General features: G+C 60.5%; 14 protein-coding genes and 1 tRNA gene. 8 read left to right on the forward strand and 7 right to left on the reverse strand.

Annotated features, from left to right (window positions below; genetic code table 11):
• Window positions 1–253 precede the first annotated feature (253 nt).
• Window positions 254–2,242, forward strand: coding sequence for a bifunctional 2',3'-cyclic-nucleotide 2'-phosphodiesterase/3'-nucleotidase (locus FFR93_RS36445; RefSeq protein ID WP_138396754.1), 1,989 nt, complete (start codon window positions 254–256; stop codon window positions 2,240–2,242).
• Window positions 2,243–2,282: 40 nt separating this feature from the next.
• Here the strand turns inward: FFR93_RS36445 and FFR93_RS36450 are convergent, their stop codons facing one another.
• Window positions 2,283–3,251, reverse strand: coding sequence for a LysR family transcriptional regulator (locus FFR93_RS36450; RefSeq protein ID WP_138396755.1), 969 nt, complete (start codon window positions 3,249–3,251; stop codon window positions 2,283–2,285).
• Between the two features lie 139 nt (window positions 3,252–3,390).
• Between FFR93_RS36450 and FFR93_RS36455 the strand changes: the two genes are divergently transcribed.
• Window positions 3,391–4,005: an FMN-dependent NADH-azoreductase gene (locus tag FFR93_RS36455; RefSeq protein WP_064709167.1), complete on the forward strand. Its 615-nt coding sequence runs from the start codon at window positions 3,391–3,393 to the stop codon at window positions 4,003–4,005.
• Between the two features lie 49 nt (window positions 4,006–4,054).
• On the opposite strand, the gene FFR93_RS36460 is transcribed toward FFR93_RS36455, so the two are convergent.
• A complete protein-coding gene (locus FFR93_RS36460; RefSeq protein WP_138396756.1) occupies window positions 4,055–4,630 on the reverse strand; it encodes a TetR/AcrR family transcriptional regulator in 576 nt (191 codons plus the stop codon).
• Between the two features lie 101 nt (window positions 4,631–4,731).
• On the opposite strand from FFR93_RS36460, the gene FFR93_RS36465 reads away from it, so the two are divergent.
• Window positions 4,732–5,508 carry an SDR family oxidoreductase gene (locus FFR93_RS36465; RefSeq protein WP_138396757.1) on the forward strand — a complete coding sequence of 259 codons (777 nt, stop codon included), beginning with the start codon at window positions 4,732–4,734 and terminating at the stop codon, window positions 5,506–5,508.
• 11 nt (window positions 5,509–5,519) lie between these two features.
• Here FFR93_RS36465 and FFR93_RS36470 read toward each other — a convergent pair whose 3' ends face one another.
• The 3 genes from FFR93_RS36470 to ilvA form a co-directional block, all read right to left on the reverse strand.
• Entirely contained in the window at window positions 5,520–6,791 is a 1,272-nt protein-coding gene (locus tag FFR93_RS36470; RefSeq protein ID WP_171049327.1) for a GGDEF domain-containing protein, read from the reverse strand.
• Between the two features lie 241 nt (window positions 6,792–7,032).
• Entirely contained in the window at window positions 7,033–7,359 is a 327-nt protein-coding gene (locus FFR93_RS36475; RefSeq protein WP_138396759.1) for an HlyU family transcriptional regulator, read from the reverse strand.
• A 37-nt stretch (window positions 7,360–7,396) separates the two neighbouring features.
• Window positions 7,397–8,647 carry a threonine ammonia-lyase gene (gene ilvA / locus FFR93_RS36480; protein ID WP_138396760.1) on the reverse strand — a complete coding sequence of 417 codons (1,251 nt, stop codon included), beginning with the start codon at window positions 8,645–8,647 and terminating at the stop codon, window positions 7,397–7,399.
• A gap of 214 nt (window positions 8,648–8,861) precedes the next feature.
• Between ilvA and FFR93_RS36485 the strand changes: the two genes are divergently transcribed.
• Entirely contained in the window at window positions 8,862–9,236 is a 375-nt protein-coding gene (locus FFR93_RS36485) for a VanZ family protein (protein WP_138396761.1), read from the forward strand.
• 260 nt (window positions 9,237–9,496) lie between these two features.
• Here the strand turns inward: FFR93_RS36485 and FFR93_RS36490 are convergent.
• Window positions 9,497–9,582 (reverse strand) — tRNA-Leu (locus FFR93_RS36490).
• Window positions 9,583–9,982: 400 nt separating this feature from the next.
• On the opposite strand from FFR93_RS36490, the gene FFR93_RS36495 reads away from it, so the two are divergent.
• The 4 genes from FFR93_RS36495 to FFR93_RS36510 all read left to right on the forward strand — a co-directional run bounded on the left by FFR93_RS36495 (window position 9,983) and on the right by FFR93_RS36510 (window position 16,820).
• On the forward strand, window positions 9,983–10,759 hold the full coding sequence (locus FFR93_RS36495; RefSeq protein WP_138396762.1) for a competence/damage-inducible protein A: 777 nt from the start codon (window positions 9,983–9,985) through the stop codon (window positions 10,757–10,759).
• Between the two features lie 92 nt (window positions 10,760–10,851).
• Window positions 10,852–11,694 carry a universal stress protein gene (locus tag FFR93_RS36500; RefSeq protein WP_138396763.1) on the forward strand — a complete coding sequence of 281 codons (843 nt, stop codon included), beginning with the start codon at window positions 10,852–10,854 and terminating at the stop codon, window positions 11,692–11,694.
• Between the two features lie 197 nt (window positions 11,695–11,891).
• A complete protein-coding gene (gene gpt, locus FFR93_RS36505; protein WP_138396764.1) occupies window positions 11,892–12,386 on the forward strand; it encodes a xanthine phosphoribosyltransferase in 495 nt (164 codons plus the stop codon).
• 621 nt (window positions 12,387–13,007) lie between these two features.
• The gene (locus FFR93_RS36510) at window positions 13,008–16,820 is read left to right on the forward strand and encodes a vitamin B12-dependent ribonucleotide reductase (RefSeq protein ID WP_138396765.1); all 3,813 of its coding nucleotides are present in this window, start codon (window positions 13,008–13,010) and stop codon (window positions 16,818–16,820) included.
• Window positions 16,821–17,426: 606 nt separating this feature from the next.
• Here FFR93_RS36510 and FFR93_RS36515 read toward each other — a convergent pair.
• Window positions 17,427–18,341 (reverse strand): LysR family transcriptional regulator, encoded by a 915-nt coding sequence (locus tag FFR93_RS36515; RefSeq protein WP_138396766.1) that lies wholly within the window; start codon window positions 18,339–18,341, stop codon window positions 17,427–17,429.
• Between the last annotated feature and the right edge of the window lie 90 nt (window positions 18,342–18,431).

Genomic DNA, 18,431 nt, shown 5'->3' on the forward strand with positions numbered 1-18,431 from the left:
GATCGCCACAGGCGGCTGCGCCTTGGTGATCAGCGGGCGCGACGGCGCCTGGAGTAAAGCGGATAGCGCCCAGTCCCGCGACTCCCGCGACGGATCTCAGGCGAGCGAGTTGCATCCACCTCGCCTTCCGAGGCCATGTCCGCTTTGTGCCGGGCCGTTTAGCCATCCTGTCATTTTCGCAGTGTACTCCTCGCCAAATCGTCCTAATGCTGGGGGGCCGGACGATGCACGATCTTTCAAGGAGAGCTTTTCCATGTCTTCCATTTTCGATGTCGGCCTGATGAGCCGTCGTTCACTGCTTGGCGGCCTTGCCGCGACCTCCGCCCTTGTGCTGCTGCATCCTTTCAGCGCGCGTGCCAGCGCCAATCAGGCGCATCTTCGGCTGATGGAAACGACTGATATTCACGTCAATGTCTTCCCTTACGACTATTACGCCGACAAGCCGAACGACACGATGGGCCTTTCGCGTACCGGGACGATCATCGACAACATCCGTGCGGAAGCCGCCAACTCGCTGCTGATCGACAACGGTGATGTGCTGCAGGGCAATCCAATGGGTGACTATATGGCCTACCAACACGGCATGAAGGACGGCGACGTCCATCCCGTGATCAAGGCGATGAACACGCTTGGCTATACCGTCGGCACGCTCGGGAATCACGAGTTCAACTACGGCCTCGACTTCATGTTCAAGGTCCTGGCAGGCGCCAATTTCCCCTTCGTCTGTGCCAATCTCACCAAAGGCCAGCTTGCTTCGGACCCGAAGAAGGACGGCCTCTTCTTCAAGCCTTACGTCATTGTGGAAAAGCAGATCAAGGACGGCGCCGGCAAGGAAAGCCCCGTCAAGATCGGCTTCATCGGTTTCGTGCCGCCGCAGATCATGCTCTGGGACATCAAGAATCTCGAAGGCAAGGCACAGACGCGTGATATCGTCGAGGCCGCCAGGGCCTGGGTCCCCGCGATGAAAGAAGCCGGCGCCGATATCGTCATCGCCCTCTCGCATTCCGGCATCGATGGCAGCGCGCCCGCCGAAAAAATGGAAAACGCCTCGCTGCACCTGGCCGCCGTCGAAGGGATCGACGCGATCTTCACCGGTCACCAACATCTCGTCTTCCCCGGACCGAAGAGCTGGGACGGCATAGCCAACGCCGACCCGGTCAAAGGCATGCTGCATGGCAAGCCCGCCGTGATGGCAGGCTTCTGGGGCTCGCATCTCGGCCTTATCGACCTGCTCTTGGAAAAGGACGGCAACAGCTGGAAGATCGTCGACTTCACATCGGAAGCACGGCCGATCTATCATCGCGACGACAAGAAGAAAGTGATCGCCGATTACGCCGACAAGAAAGAGGTGGTCGAGGCCGCAAAGGCGGAACATGAGGCGACGCTCGCCTATGTCCGCACGCCCGTCGGCAAGACCTCCGCGCCGCTCTATTCCTATTTCGCTCTCGTCGCCGACGATCCTTCCGTGCAGGTCGTCAGCCAGGCCCAGACCTGGTACATCAAGCAGATGCTCGCCGATACGCAATTCAAGGATCTGCCGGTGCTTTCGGCCGCGGCTCCCTTCAAGGCCGGCGGACGCGGCGGCGCCGAATATTACACCGACGTTCCGGCCGGCGATATCGCCATCAAGAATGTCGCCGACCTCTACCTCTATCCGAACACGGTTCAGGCTGTCGCCATCACAGGCGCGCAGGTGAAGAACTGGCTCGAAATGTCTGCCGGCATGTTCAATCACATCGCAGCCGGATCGCAGGACGCGCCGCTGCTCAATACCGACTTTCCTTCTTACAATTTCGACGTAATCGACGGGGTGACCTATCAGGTCGATCTATCACAGCCGCCGAAATATGATTCCTCGGGCAAGACGATCAATCCGGACTCCAATCGGATCCAGAACCTCGCCTTTGATGGCATGCCGATCGATCCGGCTCAGAAGTTCGTCGTCGTCACCAACAATTACCGCGCCGGCGGTGGCGGCAACTTCCCGGAGATTGCTGCGGACAAGGTGATCTTCCAGGCGCCTGATACCAACCGCGACGTCATCGTCCGCTACGTCCACGAGCAGGGCACGATCAATCCGTCGGCGGATGCGAACTGGACCTTCAAGCCGCTGCCGGGCACGACCGTCACCTTCGACAGCGGCCCGAAGGCAAAGCAGTTCCTCGCCGCGGTCAAGAGCGTCAAGATCGAGGAGGCCGGCGAAGGCGCCGAGGGCTTCTCGAAATTCAGGCTCGTTCTCTAAGCAGTCAGATCCGAGCGAAGGCGTGGGCTCCGCGCCTTCGTCATTCGGCCGCGAGCGGCGGAACTGTGTCGCGTAGTTCCGCCATTTCGGCATGAAAATCGGCCTGGTTCGGGCAGTGGGATAGTCGTGTGCGGAACGCGTCGATCATCCAGGTGGCGGCCGGTCCGGGCGGGTTGGCGAGCTGGCGCATCGAATAGATGGCGTACTCGCCCTGTTCATAGGCATCGAGATCGAGATGGACGAGCGCGCCGCTACGCAGATCGTCATGCATTATGGGAGCCGGAAGACCGCCCCAGCCAAGACCGGCTTTGATAAGCTGGTGCTTCGTCGCAATATCGCTGACGCGCCACGTCTTGTAGGACAGGACGTTGAAATCCCGTCCCTTCGTGCGGCCTGAGGCGTCTGTGACGACGAGCTGCACTTCCTCGCGCACGTCGCCGAGTGTCAATGGCCGTCTGATTTGGGCAAGCGGGTGGTCGGGCGCGGCAACGGGCAGCATGAAGGAATGGCCGATCCGCTCGGTGATTATCGAATCGTCCTGCTTGAGGACCGCACCGCCGATGCCGATCGTCGCCTTGCCGCTCAGCACGAGATCCATAACCATTCCAAGCTCGCCGACATTGAGGTTCAGGGAAACGGTCGGAAACATCTCACGGAATTCGTGCAGCACGTCCACCACGGCCTGCGAGGGCACCATGACGCTGATGGCAACGGAAACCTCCGCCTCGAGCCCTTCCCTCAGGCTCTTGACCCGCGCGCGCATGACCTGCAGGTCGCCCAGGATGCGCCGCGCATCCTCGAGCATCGCCTTTCCCGCCTCGGTCAGCTTCGGCTGGCGCGCGCCGGAACGCTCGAAAAGCGGCACTTCGAGCTGCGCCTCCAGATTGGCAATCGTATAGCTGATAACCGACTGAGCCCTGTTCAATGCCCGCGAAGCGGCCGAAAAGCTGCCCGTTTCGGCAACCGTCAAAAACACCTGCAATTGATCCAGGGTCGGGTTCGGGAGCATCTTCCATCCATTCCATCGATAGTTTCGATCGACATTATCTCCGTTTTTTCGATAGCATGCCAGACTTATTTTCCTGTTCGACACCGCGGCTCTCCCTCCCAGCAACAGCCGTTCAGTTCAATTCGAAAGGAAATGATCCATGTCGTCCATTCTTCTTCTGACATCCAGCCCGCGTGCCGAATCGCTCTCGACGTCGATCGCCGTCGATCTTGCCGAGAAGCTGAAGAGCCAGAAGCCGGGCAGCGTCGTCGTCCGGCGCGATCTTGCCGCCAATCCGCTGCCGCACATCGATGACCTCTTCACCGGCGCGATCCGCAAGCCGGCGGAAGCCCGTACCGCCGAAGAAAACGCAGCCATCAAAACCTCGGACGAACTCGTCGCCGAACTCTTCGCCGCCGACACGATCGTCATCAGCACCGGCCTGATCAACTTCAACATCTACTCGTCGCTGAAGACCTGGATTGACAACGTCGCCCGCGCCGGCGTGACGTTCAAGTACACGGAAAGCGGCCCCGTCGGCCTCGTAACCGGCAAGAAGCTGTATGTCGTGCTCGCATCCGGTGGCGTCTATTCGCAGGGGCCGGCTGCCCCCCTGAACCATGCCGTTCCGTACCTGAAGTCGGTTCTTGGCTTCCTCGGCATCACCGATATCGAAACCATCTATGTCGAGGGTCTCGCCTTCGGTCCGGAAGCCGCCGAAAAGGCCATCGACGCCGCAAAGTCGCGCGTCCAGGAAATCGCGCTGGCCGCCTGATCGGCTGTCAACCACTTCTTTCGAACGGCCGGCATCCGCCGGCCGTTTGTCATTTGTCGATATCGGCAACAAAATTCCGAATCGTCTCCAGGATTTCGGCTGACAGGTCTTCGTCGGAAGAAATCCTGGCGAGGCCGACGCCGCCAGCCATCATCGCAAAAGCCATGATCGCCTTGCGCCGCCTTTCCCTTTCGTCCACTCCGGCGGCTTTGCTCGCCAGAGCTTCGAAGCTGCGTCTCAGCCGCTCCGTCGCGATCCCCCGCGCCTTCTCGCCGCTGCGCGATATGTCGGAGGTCAGTGCGGCAAAGGGGCAGCCCGTGGCGGGATTGTCGCGATGATAGGCGCTGACATAACGTTCGCCGATGTCAGCGGCCGTCATCGTCGCCGGGTCCACGCCCTCGGCCTCCAGCCCGCGTCCCCATGAATCGAAAGCGAATTCTATCGCCTCGGCGACGAGATCCTCGCGCGAGGCGAAATGCTTGTAGAAGCCGCCGACGGTCAGTCCGGCCTCCTTCATCAGATCGGCGACGCCGACGCCTTCGAGCCCTTCCTCGCGCAGCCGCTTCGACGCGATCTCGACAATCCTCTCGTGCGTCTTCTGTTTCTCCAGCTGCGAACGCCCCATCGGAATATTCCTACCGCTTGACTTATTAGGATTACGATCATAATCCTCATAGATAACGATCATAATCCAGATCGTTGTCAGTTCCAAGAGGAGCATGGATCATGCGTTTACGAAACAAGGTTGCCCTGATCACCGGCGGCAACAGCGGTATCGGTCTTGCGACCGCCAGAGTATTCATCGACGAAGGCGCCAGGGTGGTGATCACCGGCCGCAACCCGGAAACGCTCGCCGCCGCCGAAAGGGCGCTTGGGCCGGGCGTGTTTGCGCTGAAGCTCGATGTCACCGATGCGGCCGCCACCGAAAGGGCTTTTGCCGAAGCCGCCGCAAAGGTCGGCAAGTTCGACGTCGTCTTCGCCAATGCCGGCATCGGCGGCGCAACACCGCTTGGTGACACGTCGGCGGAGCAGTTCAACGGGATCATCAGCACCAACCTGACCGCGGTTTTCTTCACGGTCCAAGCGGCCCTGCCACATCTTGTCGACGGTGGCTCGGTCATCCTCAACGGTTCGGTCCATGCCGTGCTCGGCGCTCCCGGCTGGTCGGCCTATGCGGCCTCCAAGGCGGCGGTGCGCGCCATGACCCGCAACATGGCTTCGGAACTCGCGCCGCGCGGCATCCGTGTCAACCAGGTGACGCCAGGCGGCACGAAGACGCCGATCTGGTCGCCGATGGCGTCGACCCAAGATGCGATGTCGGCGCTCGAAGCCCGCCTCGGCGGCATGAGCCCACTCGGCCGCATGAGCGAAGCCGAAGAAATCGCCAAGGCAGCGCTTTATCTAGCCTCCGATGATTCCGCCAACGTCACCGGCATCGAGATCACCGTCGATGGCGGCATGACGAGCGCGCCGTCAGGCGCCAAGATCTTCCGCGCCGCCTGAGCCAGCCGGGGCTAAGCGGGTTTCATAATGCCGGAGCGGCCGACGACGCAGTTGCGGCCGCTCTTTTTTGCCGCGTAAAGCCTGCCGTCAGCCGCCGCGAGCACCGTCGTGAAACTGAGGCCGTCCTCGTCGGCCGTCGCAACACCGATGCTGACCGTCACCGGCTTCTCGTCCGGCGTCTTGACGCTGGTCTCGATCGTCCAGCGCAGGCGCTCGCCAAGCCTCAGCCCTTCTTCATGACTTGTGCCGGGGCAGACGGCCACGAATTCCTCTCCGCCGAAGCGGAAGATACGGTCGCTGGATCGCAGCGTCGTGCCGAGCCGGGCGGCGATCGCCCTTAACACTTCGTCGCCCTGCAGATGGCCATAACCGTCATTGACATCCTTGAAGTGATCGGCGTCGATAATAAGGATGGTGGCGAACAGCCCCTGCCTCAATGCCTCACGCAACATCAGCGGCGCTTCCAGCTCCATGCGCGTGCGATCGTAGACACCGGTGAGCATGTCACGGCCCGTGCGCTCCAGAAGGTCGTTGTAGCGCTCGCGGAACGTCAGATCGCCGAAGACATCACTGATGGAGCGCGCCGAGGCGTCCGCGCCGACGCGCCGGATATGATATTCGTAGATGGCGAACAGTCCTGCATACAGGCAGACGGCGAGCATCTTCGCCTTCCAGCCACCCCAGAATACGGCGATCGGCACGTCCAGGAAGTAATGCAGCGCCGCGAAAAAGCCGACCTGGTCGAAGGTCAGCATTAAGAAACCCGAGATCATGAAACGCAGGACAGTGCGCCGGCGGAAGAAATCACCGAGCTTCTCGTAAAGCAGGATAATGCCGAGCGAATCGACATAGAGCAGCGCCGTGCCCCAGACCATCAGCCAACCTATCTCCTTGAGGAAATCGACATCAGGTGTATGGCCGGGCGATATCTGCAACGGCTGATGTAGCTGCAGAATCCAGGCGATGCCGACGGTGAGCAGGTTGCCGAGGAACAGGCCATAGATCGGCTGGCGCACCGTCGCTGCATCCTCCTGCAGATAGAGCATCAGGATCATCATCAGCTTGCCGGAGAAGAAGACGGAAGAGCCAGGCGACACGTCGCCGAACGGCAGTGAGACGTAGAAGACCGCCGCCAGATAGGTTTCCATGAAATGCATGACGCCGAGTGCCGTCAGAAAAACTCCCAGGCCGAGCCGATGGCGGAAATGCAGAAGCGTCACCATCAGCACGAAATAGGCGATGGCTTCGACGACGAAGAGCGCGAGGTTGATTGTCTCCATCACGGCACCGCGGCGTCCGTAAGACGCCTTCGCGGCCGGGCGGGCGCTGCGATCACCACAGCGGATCCTTTGATCGATCGTCTGAAAAACTGAAGCACGAAGGCAGCCCTGCAAATCCTGCAGGCGACAGCTTTGGCCGCAATCCTTTAAGATTGCGTGTGCAAGATCAGTGGAGCGGGATCATAGGTTTGAATGCAAGGCGATTCCCGCCGACGTCGGAGGTCGCTCTGACTGGCTTTCAGTTTCAGACCTGACGGGTCTTCTCGCCGTCACCGAAGAGCGACGGCCCATGCTGATCGATGATCTGCTGAGCCTTGCGCACGGTGCACTCAATCGCATCGTCGGAGGATGAGAAGAGATCTGCGCGGATGAAATTGCGCACCAGCACCTCGTGGCCCACCTTCTTTTCGATGCGGCCGGCCAGGCGATATTGGCTGCCTTCCTTACGCGGCTCCGCATAGATCGTGCAATCGCCGTAGAGCTGCGGCTCGCCAGAAGGCCCCGCCGCCTGCGAAGCCGGTTTGGACCCGCCGGAGAACATTGAAAAGAGATTTGAAATGAATGAAGCCATGACGCGTCTCTAGCACGGAGGCCTTGCGATCGCCAAGTCAAATGATCAGGTTGGCAAGGATCTCGTTTTCCGTGATATCCTCGTAACCCATGCCGGAAGCTTCGAAATTTGCAATCAACCGGGCAAAATTCTCAGGCGCCTTGGTTTCGATGCCAATAAGGATCGAGCCGAAGTTGCGCGCCGATTTTTTTAAATATTCGAAGCGGGCGATATCGTCGTCGGGGCCGAGCAGATTGAGGAAATCCCTGAGCGCCCCGGGGCGCTGGGCAAGCCGCAGGATGAAGTATTTCTTCAGCCCTGCGTAACGCATTGCTCTTTCCTTTACGTCAGGCAAGCGCTCGAAATCGAAATTGCCGCCGGAGACGACGGCGACAATGGTCTTGCCGCGGATCGCCTGGCGGTCCATCGCGGCGATCGCCGTCAGCGACAGGGCACCGGCCGGCTCCAGCACGACGCCCTCGACATTCAACATTTCCTGGATAGTGACGCAGATGGCGTTTTCCGGCATCAGGTGCACCTGCTCGGCCGGAAAATCGCGAAGGGCTGCAAAATTCAGATCGCCGATACGGGCCACAGCTGCGCCATCGACGAAATTGTCGACCTTGGCAAGCGTCGTCACCCTGCCGGCCTCAATGCTGCGTCTCAGACTCGGCGCGCCGGCCGGCTCGGCGAAGACGAAAGCCGAGTTCGATACGGTGCCGTCTAGATAACCTGTGATGCCGGCGGCCAGCCCGCCGCCGCCGACCGGCAGAACGACCATGTCGGGCACCGTTCCCTCCGGCAGCTGCTGCATGATCTCGGCGGCAACGGTCGCCTGTCCCTCGATGATATCCGCATGGTCGAAAGGCGGCACCATGACGCCGCCGACCGCCTCGACATGCTCGCGCGCCGCCTGATAGCACTGGTCGAAAAAGTCGCCGAACAGCCGGATGGTGATGAATCCGGCGCCGAACATGCGGGTCTTGTCGATTTTCTGCTGCGGCGTCGTCACCGGCATGAAGACGACGCCCGGTACGCTGAAGTGACGGCAGACATAGGCAAAGCCCTGGGCGTGGTTGCCCGCCGAGGCGCAGACGAAGGTCTTGCCGGCCGCCCCCTGCCCGATTGCCTTTCGAAAGAAATTGAAGGCGCCGCGGATCTTGTAGGAGCGCACCGGCGACAGATCCTCGCGCTTCAGCCAGATGTCGGCGCCGTAGCGGGCCGAGAGATGGTCATTGAGCTGCAGCGGCGTTGCCGGAAAGAGGCTGCGCATTGCCTCTTCGGCGCTTTCGACTTCAAGTCTCGTCACGGGCATTGTCCATTCTCATGATTGGTCACCGCCGCTATGGCACAAGCCGGCGGCCGGAGGAAAGGCCGCTCCGGCCATTTCCGGTTCACTGACGGCCGCTCAGTCCCTGATGCCACCTCCGCCGTGGGAAGCCTTTCTTAAGCCAATCGTAAAATCGGCGGCAGATGAACTGATTTTAACTGTCAATGAAATGGCCTGCCGCTTATATGGAGCGATGATGATCTTAAAACTCGCAAGACCGCTCGCCTGGCTGCTGCTCGCCTTGATCCTCTTTGTCACGGTTTCGCCGATCGGCCTCAGACCGGATACGGTCACGACGGTCGACACGGACCGCGGCGGCGCCTATGTTCTGCTCGGCCTCGCCTTCGCGCTCGCCTATCCGAAGCAGTGGAAACTGGTGGCCGTGCTGCTGATCATCGGGGCGGTCGCCATCGAATACCTGCAGTACCTCACTCCGACTCGTCATCCGCGGCTGCATGACGCCGGCTTCAAAGCATTGGGCGCCGCCCTCGGACTGCTCGCCGGCTGGGTGATCAACAAGTGGCGCGAGAGCAAAGCTCCAAACAGCCTGCCGCTGGCAGAACGCTGATTATTGCGGATCAGAAACCCGGCAAATCCATCGCCCAGAAAAACAACGGTATCGCAGCCGCACCGGTTGCAAGAACAAGTGCGACGCTAGTCTTGAGGATCCGGACGCGCCGAACCCTGGTCCCGCTCCAATCGTAAACCATCGTCTTACTCCCACAAGACAACACTTACACTACCGCCGCGGCGCAATCCTTGCACCGAAAACGTCATTGTCAAGCAGTAACGCGCTTTTTGCGCGCAATATACATCAAAACGGGATCATGGTGCGGGCGACGGGGATCGAACCCGTATAGCCTAAGGCCGAGGGATTTTAAGTCCCTTGCGTCTACCAGTTTCGCCACGCCCGCTTGCGGCGTTTTCAATATCTTGCGTCATGGGCGATGGGAAGAGCCGCGGGGCGTAAAAATGATTCCGCTCTGCCGGCAGCGCCACGGGATGAACGAGCAGGCATTTCGGCGAGAAAACGACTTTCGGCAACGCTCGCCTTCATCTGCGAGTGAAATCCTGGCCGGCGGATTTCTACCAGCGCCCACGGCCGAAGGCAGCCTTGCGCGCCAGATTTCAGTGTTTGACGCCCGTAGACGAAAATTCGCCTGCGGTTCCAATTCGGCGAAAGTGACGCATCGGCCCTTTCTGAAGGCGTGCTATCGTCCGACAACAGCTTACACTTCCGGCATCGTGCTCGAGTGTTTGCAAAGCGGCCTAAGGGCGCTACCTATTGACCAGCCTCACATCACGGAACATCCCATGAGCCATGACACCGTCGTCACCGCCGCCATGCTCGCCATCGGCGACGAACTTCTTTCCGGCCGCACCAAGGACAAAAATATCGGCCACCTCGCCGATCTGCTCACCCTGTCCGGCATCGACCTCAAGGAAGTGCGCATCGTCGCTGACGACGAGGAGGCGATCGTCGAGGCGCTGAATGCGCTTCGCGCCCGTTATGATTATGTCTTCACCTCGGGCGGTATCGGGCCGACGCATGACGACATCACCGCCGATGCGATCTCAAAGGCTTTCGACCTGCCCTGCGAATACGACGAAGCGGCGATGATGCTGCTTGCCGATATGTACCGACGCCGCGAGATGGAGTTCACCGAGGCGCGCCAGCGCATGGCACGCATGCCGCGGGGAGCCGTCCACATCCCCAATCCGGTGTCGACGGCGCCTGGCTTCATCATCGGCAATGTCTATGTCATGGCCGGCGTGCCGCAGGTCTTCCAGGCGATGATCGACAAAGTGCTCCCGACACTTCGGACAGGCACGCCGGTTCTCTCGCTCGCAATCGCCTGCCCTTATGGCGAAGGTGATATCGGCACGCCTCTTGCCGCGATCCAGAAAGCGCATCCGGAGACCAGCATCGGTTCCTATCCGCGTTATATCGGCCAGAAATTCTCGACCGAGATTGTCGTGCGCGGCCGCGCGCAGGCGGCGATCGATGCTGCCGGCGCCGAAGTGCATGCGATGATCGACGCCATCCGCCGAAAGAAGGACATTACGGAAAACCATTCCGCCGAGGCTTAAGGGGCCGATCTTGATCCCCGTCAAGGAACGGGAGAACGGTCCGGTGCATTCCCTTCCCTCGCGCACGCCATTTCAGCGCAAGGAGAATTGATATGTCTTACAAAACCATTCTCGCCATTCTCGATACAGCAGACAATAGCGCCGCCGTTGCCGATTTCGCCTTTGCCATTGCCGCAGAATGCGGTGCTCACGTGATCGGCCTGCATGCCGAAATCATATCGGCCGTGCCGCTGGTGGCGCCGATGGAAATTCCCGATCCGGTCGCCGTGCAGGCGCTGCAGGATATGGCGCACGGCGAAACCGTCGCCATCGAGCGCATTTTTCAGGCGAAAGCGCAGGCGACCGGCGCCTCCTCGGAATGGCGCAGCTTTGCCACCTCCACCGGCTATGGCTCCGCACCGCTGATCGAAAGCGCCCGCAGCGCCGATCTTTTGATCGCATCGCAGGCCGACCCGGCCAAACCGTCCGACAGCCATGTCGACGTCGACAACTTCCTCTTCGAAACCGGGCGGCCGGTGCTGATGATCCCTTATGTCATCCGCCAGCCGAAGCCGATCAAGCGCGTGCTGATCGCTTGGAACGGCTCGAAGGAGGCGGCGCGCGCGACCTTCGATGCGCTGCCGATCCTGAAGGCGGCCGAGGAGGTGGAGATCTTTTCGGTCGACCCGGCCGAGACGGCCTTGCAGTCGCCGCTCACATCAGGCGCCGAGATCGCCGCCACACTTGCCCGCCATGGTGTGGAGACGACTCTTGCGACCGGCCACAGCGTGGACAGGAACGCCTCGCATGTCATCGAAAACCGGCTTTCGGACAGCAGCATCGATCTTCTTGTAATGGGTGCTTACACCCATTCCTGGCTCTGGCAGACGATCTTCGGTGGCACGACGAAGAGCCTGCTGCAATCGATGACGGCACTGACCCTGTTGTCGCGGTGAGCGGCTGCTCTTGCGTTTTACCGGCAAATTCCGCTAATTGCAGCGACCGATGCACGCTTCGAGCGCCGGCCACGCTCGCGCAGCAGCAGCTTGCGATCTCGCGCAGTTCCGGCTGCGCGATTTGCATTTTGCCGCTCCAAGCCGTCTGGTCGCCGGTAAACGGCGTGTCGTCTCTATCAATGCCGCGGAGCAGCCCGATGTCCCTTCCCGATAAAGCGTTTCCCGTTTCCTGGGATCAGTTCCACCGCGATGCGCGCGCCCTTGCCTGGCGGCTTGCCGGCCTCGATCAGACCTTCAAGGCGATCGTCTGCATCACCCGCGGCGGCCTGGTGCCGGCCGCGATCATCTCCCGTGAACTGAACATTCGGCTGATCGAGACCGTCTGCATCGCCTCCTATCATGACTATGTGAACCAGGGCGACATGGTGCTGCTCAAGGGAATTGCGCCCGAACTTGCCGAAAACGGCGGCGAAGGCGTGCTGGTCATCGACGACCTGACGGATACCGGCAAGACGGCCGCGCAGGTGCGCACGATGCTGCCGAAGGCGCATTTTGCCTGCGTCTACGCCAAACCCAAGGGCGTGCCGACTGTTGACACCTTCATCACCGAGGTGAGCCAGGATACCTGGATCTACTTCCCCTGGGACATGGGCTTCACCTACCAGGAACCGATCGCCAAGGGCGCGCGCTGATCGCCGCAACCGGAGTGCGCCGCTCTTCGGCGCACTTTGAGAGCGCTCGTTTCCTCAGCGAATCGGCATGCGCATTTGTGCCCGAAATGCCATCACAAGATTTGCCGCAGGATAGTTTTTTGCCGCTGCGGCATTTTCCTTAGCCGAGAGCGCTCGCAAGTCATTGTATTTTCAGCGCTCCCCGGCTTTCCCCAATCTCCACAGGCACATCCACAAGATGTTGTGGTTACCATTCAATTAAAAACCAGCCCTTGACGGAATCAGCGGTTTCCAACTTTACTGTTCCAGATGTTGCGGCGGCGACAGGACCGGAGGTCACGAGCCCGGTTCCCTTTGAAAAACAAGACGCAGAATCAGGCTGTTGTGCCGGAACCGGCCCAGGCCCGAGGGGATTTCTGCGCGGTTTTCTGCCTCCAAAAAAAGTGACATCGGGGCTGGCGATAATAAGCTGTTAATACTATATTTAGTGTTTGCAGCCACCATCACCACAAGATACAGGAAGGACATCTCCGGATGACACCCCTGTCACAATACGGAAACGAGACTGGCTGCACGAGGACAATGTGCCGCCGGATAGGAAATTTGCGCCCTGGGGACGGGCGCCAACGCGAGGTCAAGACTATGCGCATCGAACGTCGTTTCACGAAGGCCGGCCAAGGCGCCTATGCGGATATCGAATTCCGCAAGGCGACGAGCGAGATCAAGAACCCTGATGGGTCGATCGTTTTTCGCCTTGAGAATATCGACGTTCCCGCGCAGTTCTCGCAGGTCGCGACCGACGTTCTGGCACAGAAATATTTCCGCAAGGCCGGTGTTCCCACCCGTCTGAAGAAGGTCGAGGAAAACGACGTTCCCTCCTTCCTGTGGCGTTCCATTCCCGACGAGGCCGCGCTGAAGACCCTTCCCAAGGAGGAGCAGACCGGTTCTGAAGTCGATGCGCGCCAAGTCTTCGACCGTCTCGCCGGCACCTGGACCTATTGGGGCTGGAAGGGCGGCTATTTCTCTTCGGAAGAAGATGCGGCCGCCTTCAAGGACGAGCTTGCCTATATGCTCGCCACCCAGCGCGTCGCCCCGAACTCGCCGCAGTGGTTCAACACCGGCCTGCACTGGGCCTATGGCATCGACGGCCCCGGCCAGGGCCATTTCTACGTCGATCCCTTCACCGGGAAACTGACCAAGTCGAAGTCGGCCTACGAACATCCGCAGCCGCATGCCTGCTTCATCCAGTCGGTCGAGGACGATCTCGTCAACGAAGGCGGCATCATGGACCTCTGGGTGCGTGAAGCCCGCCTCTTCAAATACGGCTCCGGCACCGGCTCCAACTTCTCCATGCTGCGCGGCGAAGGCGAGAAGCTTTCCGGCGGCGGCCGCTCTTCCGGCCTGATGAGCTTCCTGAAGATCGGCGACCGCGCCGCCGGTGCCATCAAGTCGGGCGGCACGACGCGCCGCGCCGCCAAGATGGTGGTCGTCGACATCGATCATCCCGATATCGAGGAATACATCAACTGGAAGGTCAAGGAAGAGCAGAAGGTTGCGGCTCTCGTCACCGGCTCCAAAATCGTCGCCAAGCATCTGAAGGCGATCATGAAGGCCTGCTTCAATTGCGAAGGCGACAACGGCGATTGCTTCGATCCGGCCAAGAACCCTGCCCTGAAGCGCGAGATCCGCGCCGCCAAGAAGGACCAGGTTCCGGAGAACTATGTCCAGCGCGTCATCCAGTTCGCCCGCCAGGGCTACAAGGATCTCCAATTCAAGACCTACGACACGGATTGGGATTCGGAAGCCTACCTCACGGTATCGGGCCAGAACTCCAACAACTCCGTCTCGATCAAGGACGACTTCCTGCGCGCCGTCGAGAATGACGGAGAATGGAACCTGACCGCCCGCAAGGACGGCAAGGTCATGAAGACGCTGAAGGCGCGCGACCTCTGGGAAACGATTTCCTATGCCGCCTGGGCTTCGGCCGATCCGGGCATCCACTTCAACACGACGATGAACGACTGGCACACTTCGCCGGCCGGCGGCCCAATCCGCGGCTCGAACCCGTGCTCGGAATATATGTTCCTCGATGACACTGCCTGCAACCTCGCCTCGTTGAACCTGCTGCAGTTCAAGGACAAGGCCACCAAGCGCATCAATATCGGCGACTACGAACATGCGGTTCGCCTGTGGACCGTCGTGCTCGAAATCTCGGTCATGATGGCGCAGTTCCCGTCGAAGCGCATTGCCGAGCTCTCCTACGAATACCGCACGCTCGGCCTCGGCTACGCCAATATCGGCGGTCTCCTGATGTCGTCGGGCATTCCCTACGACTCCGCGGAAGCCCGCGCCATCGCCGGTTCGCTGACGGCGATCATGACCGGCATCTGCTATGCGACCTCGGCTGAAATGGCCGGCGAGCTCGGCCCGTTCCCGAACTTCGCGCCGAACCGCGAGAGCATGCTGCGGGTCATCCGCAACCATCGCCGCGCCGCCTATGGCGAAACCTCCGGCTATGAAGCACTGTCGATCGATCCGGTTGCGCTGATCCATTCGGAAAACCCGGACCAGGACCTCGCCGCCCATGCCAAATCGGCCTGGGACAAGGCTCTCGAGCTCGGCGAAAGGCATGGCTACCGCAATGCGCAGGTCTCTGTCATCGCGCCCACAGGCACGATCGGCCTTGTCATGGATTGCGACACGACAGGCATCGAGCCCGACTTCGCCCTGGTCAAGTTCAAGAAGCTCGCCGGCGGCGGCTATTTCAAGATCATCAACCGAGCCGTGCCGGAAGCGCTGCGCACGCTCGGCTATTCCGAAAGCCAGATCGCCGAGATCGAAGCCTACGCTGTCGGTCACGGCAACCTGAACCAGGCGCCGGCAATCAATCCGTCGACGCTGAAGGCCAAGGGCTTCACCGACGAGAAGGTAGAGGCCGTCAACGCCGCTCTGAAGAGCGCCTTCGACATCAAGTTCGTCTTCAACCAGTGGACGCTCGGCGCCGACTTCCTGAAGGGCGTGCTGAAGGTTTCGGACGAACAGCTCGCCGATATGAGCTTCAGCCTGCTCGACCATATCGGCTTCTCGAAGAAGGACATCGAAGCCGCCAATATCCATGTCTGCGGTGCGATGACGCTGGAAGGCGCCCCCTTCCTGAAGGCCGAGCATCTGCCGGTCTTCGATTGCGCCAATCCCTGCGGCAAGATCGGCAAGCGCTACCTCTCGGTGGAAAGCCATATCCGCATGATGGCGGCTGCCCAGCCCTTCATCTCCGGCGCGATCTCCAAGACGATCAACATGCCGAACGAGGCGACCGTTGAGGATTGCAAGAACGCCTACATGCTGTCCTGGAAGCTCGGCCTGAAGGCCAACGCACTCTACCGTGATGGCTCGAAGCTGTCGCAGCCGCTCAATGCATCGCTGATCGAGGACGAAAACGACGAGGATGCGCTGGAGGAGCTGTTGCAGGCGCCGATCGCCGCCCAGGCCGTTACCGTCACCGAGAAGATCATCGAACGGGTGATCGAGCGTGTTTCGCGCGAACGGGAGAAGCTGCCGAACCGCCGCCAGGGCTATACCCAGAAGGCCACCGTCGGCGGGCACAAGGTCTATCTCAGAACAGGCGAATTCGGCGACGGCCGCCTCGGCGAGATCTTCATCGACATGCACAAGGAAGGTGCCGCCTTCCGTGCGATGATGAACAATTTCGCCATCGCCATCTCGCTCGGCCTGCAATATGGCGTGCCGCTCGAGGAATATGTCGAGGCCTTCACCTTCACCAAGTTCGAGCCGGCCGGCATGGTCATAGGCAATGACGCGATCAAGAACGCCACGTCGATCCTCGACTACGTCTTCCGCGAGCTGGCCGTCTCCTATCTCGGCCGCCACGACCTCGCGCATGTCGATACATCAGACTTCTCGAACACCGCGCTCGGCAAGGGCATCCAGGAAGGCAAGACCAACCTGCTCTCCACCGGCTGGACCCGCGGCTACAAGCCGACCTTGGTACCCGGCACCGGCGGCGAACGTCAGGTCGGCGAACCCAAGGGAGCTGCCACCGCGGCCCCTGCCCGCGCCGCTTCCACCGGCACGGTAACCGCCTTTGCCGGCAGCGCCGCCCGCAAGCTGGAGCCGACAACCGCCGTCTCCACCTCCGAAATCGTCGCCTTCAAGCGCGATTATGAGGAGCGCGCCAAGGAATTGGCGGAGGAGATCGCCGAAGAGGTGCTCGAGGAAATCGCTAGCGACGCGACCGCCCTCTTCTCCGACAAGGCCGCAGCGGACGCTGCAACGGCCAAGACGGAAGCCAAGAAGATGGAAGCCGAACGCCGCCAGCGCTCGATCATGCAGGGTTACACCGGCAACATGTGCTCGGAGTGCCAGAACTTCACGATGGTGCGGAACGGCACCTGCGAGAAGTGCGACACGTGTGGTGCGACGAGCGGGTGCAGCTGAGCAGGCTTGCGGTCCTTCAGTGTGCGGTGCGGCGCCACTAGGTTTGTCACTGCGCCACTGAAATGTCATTAAATCAGCGATCTAGAACGCTGAATGAGAATTTTCCCGGCGGTTTCGGCGGCCGGGAGAAGCCAGAAAAGGATCTCGCCCTCCCCACCGTTCCTCGACGGATACTGATCGACATGTGCCGCGTCACATTGGCCACATTAGGACGGGCTAATCAACATATCTTTCTCCAGGCGCTCCGGCGCCTGGAAATGGCAAGCGGAACAAAACAAGATCGACTGGGTCATCTTTTCCTTCAAAAGGCTTGAAGATGGAAGCGGACACAGTACCTCCTGAACAAGAGAGTTCCTCCGACTGGCGGTGCAATCCGTCCACCTGCCCGGACTTCGTCGTCAGCTTCAGGGGCTACGCGCAAGGGGTTCACGATGTGCTTCTCGGTCCCCAATCAATTGCCTGGTGTTCGCCGCATCGATCAGTTTGGAGATGACCGGGTGACTGGGCTAATTCCCGACTCACCGTCCGCAGACATTCGAGTTCATCTAATAGCAATCGCCTCCTGGCGATCGAGCGGGTAGGTTGATGTTACACAGCCCCTGAGAGTCAGCCTATTGCAATTGGGTCCTCAACATCCTGGCTTTGGAAGTGATCGATCAGAAAGCGGCCAGCTGGACCAGGGGGCGTATCAGTTCGATAGACCGCCTGAAGCCTGTAGGGGCCACCCTTGCAGTCGGGAAGATCGAGCTGCACGAGCCTCCCGGCCTCGATGTCGTCGCGCACCATCGGTTCGGGCATATTGCCCCAACCAATGCCTTCCTTGAGCAGCATATGCTTTGCGCCAAGATCGGCGAGCCGCCATGTGTGATTCCCGACGACCGCGAATTCATGTCCTTGAGTGAGTGGAGACCTGTCGGTCAGCACAAGCTGAATGTGTCCACGCGCTGTCCCAGGCGGATGCGAGCCGCCGGCCAGCGGATGCTCTGGCGATGCAACAGGTATGAGCTTCACGAATCCCACGCCAATGCGCTCAAGGCCAGCGATCTCGACATCGAGCGGCCCGCTCACACCGATCGCCGCGGTGCGGTTCAAGACAAGTTGGGTCACTGCGCCCAAGGCTTCGACATACAGTCGCAGCGACACGCTGGGAAACTCCCTTCGAAACGCCTTCAGCGCATCCATCACGCGAGCCGCCGGCAGCATGACGTCGAGTGCTAGGTGAACCTCAGGCTCCACGCCCCGGAGCATGCTCTTCACCTTGGCGCGGAGATTGTCGATGCCATGCGCAACGCTCTTAGCCTCAGCAAGGACCGTTCTGCCCTCCAAAGTCAGTTGAGGTTTCTTTGTCGACAATCGATCAAAGAGCGTAACCCCCAATTGCGCTTCCAGATTGGCGATCGTGTAGCTGATCACCGAGGTTGCCCGGTTCAATTTGCGGGATGCGGCCGCGAAACTCCCCGTTTCGACAACAGTAATGAAGACTTTTAGCTGATCTAGCGTCGGCTGGCCTGGGTCTGACATTTCGAATTCCTCGATCGTTCCAGCCGAAATTATCTGAGTTTTCCGAAACGTCTAGGGGCCTTACCTTCAGCTCATCGAATTCAACCGCCG

The organism is Rhizobium sp. MHM7A (assembly GCF_005862215.1).
GTDB lineage: Bacteria > Pseudomonadota > Alphaproteobacteria > Rhizobiales > Rhizobiaceae > Rhizobium > Rhizobium bangladeshense.